The sequence below is a fragment of the Variovorax sp. CF079 genome (genome assembly GCF_900101545.1).
In the GTDB taxonomy this organism is placed as follows: Bacteria; Pseudomonadota; Gammaproteobacteria; order Burkholderiales; family Burkholderiaceae_C; genus Variovorax.
On record NZ_FMZU01000037.1, the window covers coordinates 20953 to 27942 of the forward strand.

Here is a 6990-nt window from a genome sequence, read left to right on the forward strand (position 1 = left end):
TGGGGCGCGCTGCGGAGCGAAGTAAAGGAGGAGGCGGCCGCAGGCCGCCGGGGGACATGAGCGGAGCAGCGCGCCCCGCCGGCCTGATCCCGCCCCGGAACCCGGTCAGCCATTGCGCACCACCGTCACGCAACGCAGTTCCGCCACCAGTTCGTCGCGCTGATTGCTCACACGCGTCTTGCGCACCACGAACTCCAGCGCGCCGCCCTTCTTGTCGTAGATGTCGTCGATGCGCTGCGAGAAGCGCAGCGTGTCGCCTGCATAAGCCATCGCGTGGTAGCCGAAGCCCTGCTCGCCGTGCAGCAGGCTGCGGTAGTCCATGCCCAGCAGCTCGCGGATGGCGGCCGGGTTGGGCGATTCCATCTCCAGGCAGAAGAGGAAGGTGGGCGGCACCGGCAGGCCCGGATGCCCCGCGTCGCGGGCCGCGGCTTCGTCGATGTAGACGGGATCGGTCTGGCCGGTGGCCTTGGCGAAGAAGCGCAAGCGGCCCGCTTCCACTTCCACCTTGAAAGGTGGCAGCGTGTGGCCGATATGGCGGCGATCGATCATTGCGCTTTCTGGTACAGCGTGACCACGCAGGCGCCGCCCAGTCCCAGGTTGTGCTGCAGTGCGAGCCGCGCGCCTTCCACCTGGCGCTGCTCGGCCTGGCCGCGCAGCTGCCACACCAGCTCCGCGCATTGCGCGAGGCCGGTGGCGCCGAGCGGATGGCCCTTTGAGAGCAGGCCGCCGGACGGGTTGGTCACCACGCGGCCGCCGTAGGTGTTCTCGCCCTCGACGATGAAGCGCTCCGCCGTGCCCTCGGGCGTGAGGCCCAGCGCCTCATAGGTGATCAGCTCGTTGGCGGTGAAGCAGTCATGCAGTTCCACCACGTCCAGTTCCTCGGGGCCGATGCCGGCGGCTTCGTACACCTGCTTCGCCGCGGCCGCGCTCATGTCGTAGCCCACCAGCTTGCGCATGTCCTGGCTCTCGAAGGTGGATGGCGTGTCGGTGGTCATCGCCTGCGCCGCGATCACGACGCGCATGTCCAAGTCGTGCTTCTTCGCGAACTCGGCCGAGCAGACGATCGCCGCGGCCGCGCCGCAGGTGGGCGGGCAGCACTGGAAACGGGTGAGCGGATCGAACACCAGGGGCGCGGCCATCACCTCGTCCAGCGTCAGCGTCTGGCGGAACACCGCCAGCGGATTGCGGGCCGCGTGCTGGCGCGCCTTCACCGAGATGCGGCCGAAGGTGTCGCGGCGGATGCCGTGCTGCGCCATGTAGTCGCGGCCGGCGCCGCCGAAGAACTGCGCCGCGCGCGGCGCTTCGGGGACGAAACCCTGCTTCTGCGTCATCACCTCGGCGAAGCGCGCCATCGGCGAGGGCCGGTCGTCGTAGGCGCCCTTGAGCGCGCCGGGCTGCATCTGCTCGAAGCCGAGCGCGATGGCGCATTCGACCACGCCGCTTTCGACCGCCTGGCGCGCGAGGAACAGCGCGCTCGAACCGGTGGAGCAGTTGTTGTTGAGGTTGAAGACCGGGATGCCCGTGAGCCCAACGCCGTAGATGGCCGCCTGGCCCGCGGTGGAGTCGCCGTAGACGTAGCCCACGTAGGCCTGCTGCACCAGTTGGTAGTCGACGCCGGCGTCGTCGAGTGCGAGCTTCGCGGCGCGCGCACCCATCACGGTGTACGGGTCGCTGGCGCCGGGCTTGGTGAAGGGGATCATGCCCACGCCGACCACATGGACGGGGCGCTGCATACGTGTCATGAAAACTCCTGGATGAGATGTGTGACGATGGAGAGAAGTCTCGGCCGCCGCGTGCAATTCAACAATCGCCGATCGGCCCAAAACGATTGGCCGAAACGCTCAAGCAGGGTCGCGGTAGCGGAAGGTGCCCATGGCGCGTGCCGCCACCTCGCCGCTCGCGTCGGTGACGGTGGCTTCGCAGAAGCACACCGAGCGGCCGCCGCCGGTGGCGCGCCCCTCTGCCTGCAGCCGCCCGCTGGTGGGCCGCATGAAGGCGATGTGCATGTCGACGGTGACGACCTCGCGCGCGTAAGCCATGCGCGAGAGCGCGGCATGCGCCATCGCGCTGTCGAGCAGGGTCATCAGCACGCCGCCGTGGCCGCTCGCGTGGTTGTTCAGCAGCTCGGGGCGCAGCTCCACCAACACCACGGATTCGCCGCCCTCGGCGCGTTCGACCCGCAGGCCCAGATGCTCGGAAAAGGGGACGTAGCGCTGCGGGCCGCTGCGCGGCCTGTCGCCCTCCTCACGCTGCGCGCTTGCCAGGTGAAGACTCATGCCTTCTCCCGCTTCGAGGCGGCGGCCGCCGCAGTGAAGTCGCGTGGGCCGGTCAACGCCAGGCCGCCATCGACCGGAATGACCGCGCCGGTGATGTAGGAGCCCCAGTCGCTGGCCAGCAGCATGGCCATGCGGCTGATGTCCTCGATGCGGCCCAGGCGCTTCAGCGGCACGCGCTGCGCCATGGCGGCCATCGTCTCGTCGGTGGGTGCGAGGCGCTTCAGGCCCTCGGTGTCCGCGATCGGCCCGGGCACGATGGAGTTGATGCGGATGCCTTGCGGACCCCACTCCAGCGCCAACACCTGCGTCAGCATGTCCACGCCCGCCTTGGCCGCGCACACGTGGGCCTGGAAGGGCGTGGGAATAAAGGCCTGCCCGGCGGAGATCTGGATCACGCAGGCGCCGGGTTGGCGCAGATGCGCGTGCGCCAGCCGGGCGACATTGAAGCTGCCCAGCAGGTCGATGTCGACCACCGTCTTGAAGGCGTTGGGCGACATGTCGAGCGCGCTCGCGAGGAAGTTGCCCGCGGCGCCCGAGACCAGCACGTCGATCGGGCCGAAACGCTCAGCCGCCTGCGCGAAGGCACGTTCCAGCGCCTCGGGCTGGCGCACGTCCGCCGGGATGCCGAGCGCCTCGGTGCCGAGGGCTTCGAGCTGCTGCGCGGCCGTCGCCACCTTGTAGTCCGAGCGGCTGAGCACCGTGATGCGCGCACCGGCGCGCGCGAAGGCCTGTGCGATGCCGAAGTTGATGCCGCTGGAGCCACCGGCGGCGAACACGTGGCGGCCCTTGAAGTCGAAGGCGGAAAAATCCATGGCGTTCATTCCGGCTTGAAGCCGAGCTCGGTCAGCATCTTCGTGTCGCGCTCGAACTGCGCCTTCGCATAAGCGGCGTAGGCCTCGCCATCGATCCATTTCGGCTGCATGTCGAACTGCTCCAGCTGACTCTGGTAGACCGGATCGGCAGCGGCCTTGCGGAAGGCAGCGGCCAGGCGGGCAGCGATCTTCGGGTCCAGGTTCTTCGGCGCGGCGAGTCCGACCGGCGAATCGATGACGAGGTCGTAACCGAGCTCCTTCACCGTCGGCACGCCGGGATAGCGCGGGAGGCGCTCGGCGGTGAAGGTGGCCAAGAGTCGCACCTTGCCGCCCTGCACCTGCGCGCCGAAGCCGGGGTCGCCGTAGACGTCGAGGTGGCGGCCGACCACGGCGGTGAAGGCTTCGCCGCCGCCCTTGAAGGGAACCATGTTGAAGGTGGTGCCGTTCATGCGCGCGAGCCGCTCGCCGTAGATGCGGTTGATGCTGGTGGCGCCCACGGTGCCCCAGCTGATCGCGCCGGGGCGCTTCTTCGCATCGGCAAGCAGCTCGTCCAGCGTCTTCCACGGCGCGTCGTGGGCGACGACGATGCCGGTGACCATGCCGAACAGGCCGGCGAGGTACGTGAAGTCGCGCAGCGGATGCCAATTGATCTTGTGCAAGAGCGGCGCGCGGATCACGGAGTTGTGGATCACGGCCAGCGTGTAGCCGTCGGATTCGTTCATCACCGCCACCGAGCCCGGGCCGTTGATGCCGCCTGCGCCCGGCCGGTGCATCAGCACGATCGGCTGCCCGAGCTCGCGCGAAGCGGCGTCGGCCAACGGGCGGAAGATCGGGTCGAAGGAGCCGCCGGGCGGGAACGGCATCACCAGCGTGATCGGCTTGGCGGGAAACGGGTCGGCGGCGAGCGCGGGACCGGCCGCGGCTGCGGCGCCGAGCGCGAACAAGGCGCCGAGGGCCGAGCGCCTGTGCAGGGAGCGGGTGAGCATGTTCATGGTGTCTCCTTTGTGTGGGATTGGCGGTTCAGGAAGCCTGCGGCAGCGGCAGGTAGCGGAACGTTCCCTGGGCCTGCGCGACGATGCGCCCGCCGGCATCGGTGATCGAGGCGCGGCACCAGGCCACGCCGGCGTCGTGCTGCACGACCTCGCCGTCGGCCGTGAGCCGGCCGCGGCCCGGTTCGAGAAAACTGGTGTTGAGGTTGAGCGTGACCGCCGTGCGGGCGAAGTCGAACAGCGACACGGCGGCGCTGGCCATGACCACGTCGAGCAGCGTGACCAGCACCCCGCCATGCACCGCGCCGATGACGTTGCCGAGCTCCGGCCGCTCGTCGATGACGACGCGCGCGCGTCCCGCTTCGGCGAACTCGCGCCGCGCGTCCAGCAGCCGCATGAAGGGCACGCGGCCGAACAGGTTGCGGCGGTCCCCGCCCACGATCGGCTTCATCCGCGCAACTGCTCGCGCAGCACGTTCTTCAGCACCTTGCCGGCGGCCGACAGCGGCAGCTCGCGCAGGAAGCTGATGCCGCGCGGGCACTTGTAGCCGGCCAGGCGCTCGCGGCACCAGGCGCGGAGTTCGTCGGCGCTGGCGCCGGCATCGCCGGCCATCACCACCGCCGCATGCACCGCCTCGCCCCAGCGCGCGTCCGGCAGGCCGATGACCGCCGCGTGCAGGACCTGCGGATGGTTGCGCAGCGCGGCCTCCACCTCGGCGCAGTACACGTTCTCGCCGCCGGTGATGATCATGTCCTTCAGGCGATCGACGATGAAGAGATGGCCGTCGGGCAGCATGCGGCCCGCATCGCCGGTGTGCAGCCAGCCGTCGCGCAAGGCGTTGGCCGTCGCCTCGGGATTGCGCCAGTAGCCCTGCATGATCATCGGCCCGCACGCCAGCACCTCGCCCACTTCGCCACGCGGCAGCTCGCGGCCGCTCTCGTCCGCAACGATGATCTCGGCGCCGAGACCGGCGCGGCCGACCGAGTTCAGGCGGCCGAGCGCGCGCGCCTCGGGCCGGTGGTTCGCCGGCAGGTTGATGCACACGGCGCCCGCGGTTTCGGTGAGGCCATAGGCCTGGAAGAACTCGGCGTGCGGCCAGGCGGCCAGGGCGCGATCCAGCAGGTCGGGCGGCATCGGCGCCGCACCGAAGGCGATGCGATTCAGGCTGCGCACGCGCTCGGGCGCGAACGAGGGATCCTCGAGCAGCGCCTGCAGCATGGTCGGCACGACGATGATGTCGCCGATGCGGTGCTCCGCGATCGCCTCGATCACCGAAGCGGGACGGAACTGCGCCATCGTCACGCAGTGGCCGCCGGCGATCAGCTGGCCCACCAGGCGGCCGAGCCCGGCGACGTGGAACAGTGGTGCCACCAGCAGCGACACCGAGTCCGGCGCATTGTTCAACTCGGCGGCTCTCGCGATCGATGCGGTCCAGAAGTTCGCATGACTCAGCATCACGCCCTTGGACCGGCCGGTGGTCCCGCCGGTGTAGAGGATGGCGGCGAGCGCGTCGCCGCCGGTGCGCGTGTCGGCCAGCGGATCCAGCCTGGCGCCCTCTTCTTCCAGTGCGCCCAGTGGCACCAGCGCAGGCCCGCCCTGGGGCGCGTGCGCCAGCAGCGTTTCGTCGACGAGCAGCAGCGAGGTTTCGCTGTCCTGCAGCGCGTGCGCCAGTTCGGGTGTGCTCCAGCGGATGTTCAGCGGGCAGGCGACGGCGCCCAGCCACCAGCAGGCGAGGATGGCGCGCACCAGCCGGTCGCTGTTGGGCGCAAGCAGCGCCACGCGGTCGCCGCGCCCGATGCCGCGCTTCGCCAGCGCGGCCGCATGCAGGGCCACGCCCTTCACCAGTTGTGCATGCGTGTGGCGGCGAGTACCAGCCTCGCCCAGGTGGGTGAGCGTGGTCTTGTCCGGGTCGCGCTGCAGCGCGCGATGCAGGCCTTGGGTGAGGTACACGATGGAGCCGCTTGCTTGATGAACGATGCGGCAAAGCTTAGGACGGGCCGCGGCCCGGACCCATGGCGAGAAGCGCCAAAGGGCTTGGCGAAACCGCTCAGCTGGAGGGAGTCACAGCTATTGAGCGAGCTGCGCACGTTCGCCAGACCGCGCGCACCCAGAGTTGTGGCAGCATCCGGCCCAGGAGCGGTCCACGATTGGAACTAGGATGAAAGCATGAATAAGTCGGGCGCAAGCCAAGGCCGGTCGGCATCGGAGCTCATCTCGAAAAGAATCGCCGAACTCGGGGGCTGGCGCGGGGAAACCCTCGGCAGAATGCGCAAGCTCATCAAGGAAGCAGACCCGGACGTCGTCGAGGAGTGGAAGTGGATGGGCACTCCGATTTGGTCGCACGACGGCATCATCTGCACTGGCGAGTCCTACAAGAATGTCGTGAAGCTCACCTTCGCCAAGGGCGCGTCTCTGATGGATCCGGCCCGTCTCTTCAACTCGAGTCTCGACGGAAACGTACGCCGCGCGATCGACATCCACGAAGGAGAAGAAGTTGACGAGTCCGCCTTCAAGGCGCTCGTTGGCCAAGCGATCGCCCTCAACAGTTCTGGCAAGTCGAAACCTTCGAAGAAGGCGAACTCCTAGGGGATTCCGCCGGTCAGATCAGCCATCACTGGTCTCTGGAAGCTTCGCGATCACCTTGATCTCGAACTGGAAGCCATAGAGCCATGTCACGCCGACGCCAGTCAGCGTCGGGTGCGGCGCGTTGCCCCAATACTCCGGCACCACCTTCCAGATCGTTTCGAACTTCGATTCGGGATCGACGATGAAGACGGTTACGTCGATCACGTCGTCGAACGTGCAGCCTGCAGCCACGTCTGCGCGATTAGATTGATGACGTGCAGGAGCGCGACGACTGGGGGCGCTCATGATCGTGCGAAGCACGGCCGCAGAGGTACAGAAAGGGTACAC

General features: G+C 68.7%; 9 protein-coding genes. 1 reads left to right on the forward strand and 8 read right to left on the reverse strand.

Features of this window, described 5'->3' with window-relative positions; all coding sequences use genetic code 11:
- Nucleotides 1–105 precede the first annotated feature (105 nt).
- The 7 genes from BLS74_RS32400 to BLS74_RS32430 form a co-directional block, all read right to left on the reverse strand.
- Nucleotides 106–549 carry a MaoC family dehydratase N-terminal domain-containing protein gene (locus BLS74_RS32400; protein WP_093111954.1) on the reverse strand — a complete coding sequence of 148 codons (444 nt, stop codon included), beginning with the start codon at nt 547–549 and terminating at the stop codon, nt 106–108.
- Complete coding sequence (locus tag BLS74_RS32405) at nt 546–1733, reverse strand: lipid-transfer protein (RefSeq protein ID WP_170855802.1); 1188 nt, start codon at nt 1731–1733, stop codon at nt 546–548. The genes BLS74_RS32400 and BLS74_RS32405 overlap by 4 nt, the downstream gene beginning before the upstream one ends.
- A gap of 108 nt (nt 1734–1841) precedes the next feature.
- Complete coding sequence (locus tag BLS74_RS32410) at nt 1842–2276, reverse strand: PaaI family thioesterase (protein ID WP_093111958.1); 435 nt, start codon at nt 2274–2276, stop codon at nt 1842–1844.
- A complete protein-coding gene (locus tag BLS74_RS32415; protein ID WP_093111960.1) occupies nt 2273–3088 on the reverse strand; it encodes an SDR family oxidoreductase in 816 nt (271 codons plus the stop codon). The genes BLS74_RS32410 and BLS74_RS32415 overlap by 4 nt, the downstream gene beginning before the upstream one ends.
- A 5-nt stretch (nt 3089–3093) precedes the next feature.
- Nucleotides 3094–4080, reverse strand: coding sequence for a tripartite tricarboxylate transporter substrate binding protein (locus BLS74_RS32420; protein ID WP_093111962.1), 987 nt, complete (start codon nt 4078–4080; stop codon nt 3094–3096).
- Nucleotides 4081–4108: 28 nt separating this feature from the next.
- Entirely contained in the window at nt 4109–4528 is a 420-nt protein-coding gene (locus BLS74_RS32425; protein ID WP_093111964.1) for a PaaI family thioesterase, read from the reverse strand.
- Nucleotides 4525–6027: a class I adenylate-forming enzyme family protein gene (locus tag BLS74_RS32430; protein WP_093111966.1), complete on the reverse strand. Its 1503-nt coding sequence runs from the start codon at nt 6025–6027 to the stop codon at nt 4525–4527. Before BLS74_RS32430 ends, BLS74_RS32425 begins: the two co-directional genes overlap by 4 nt.
- 216 nt (nt 6028–6243) lie before the next feature.
- Here BLS74_RS32430 and BLS74_RS32435 point away from each other — a divergent pair, with 216 nt between their 5' ends.
- Complete coding sequence (locus tag BLS74_RS32435) at nt 6244–6663, forward strand: DUF1801 domain-containing protein (RefSeq protein WP_093111968.1); 420 nt, start codon at nt 6244–6246, stop codon at nt 6661–6663.
- A gap of 18 nt (nt 6664–6681) precedes the next feature.
- Here the strand turns inward: BLS74_RS32435 and BLS74_RS32440 are convergent.
- Nucleotides 6682–6990 (reverse strand): Rid family hydrolase (locus BLS74_RS32440; protein WP_244504132.1); only part of this gene is annotated, 309 nt, incomplete at its 5' end.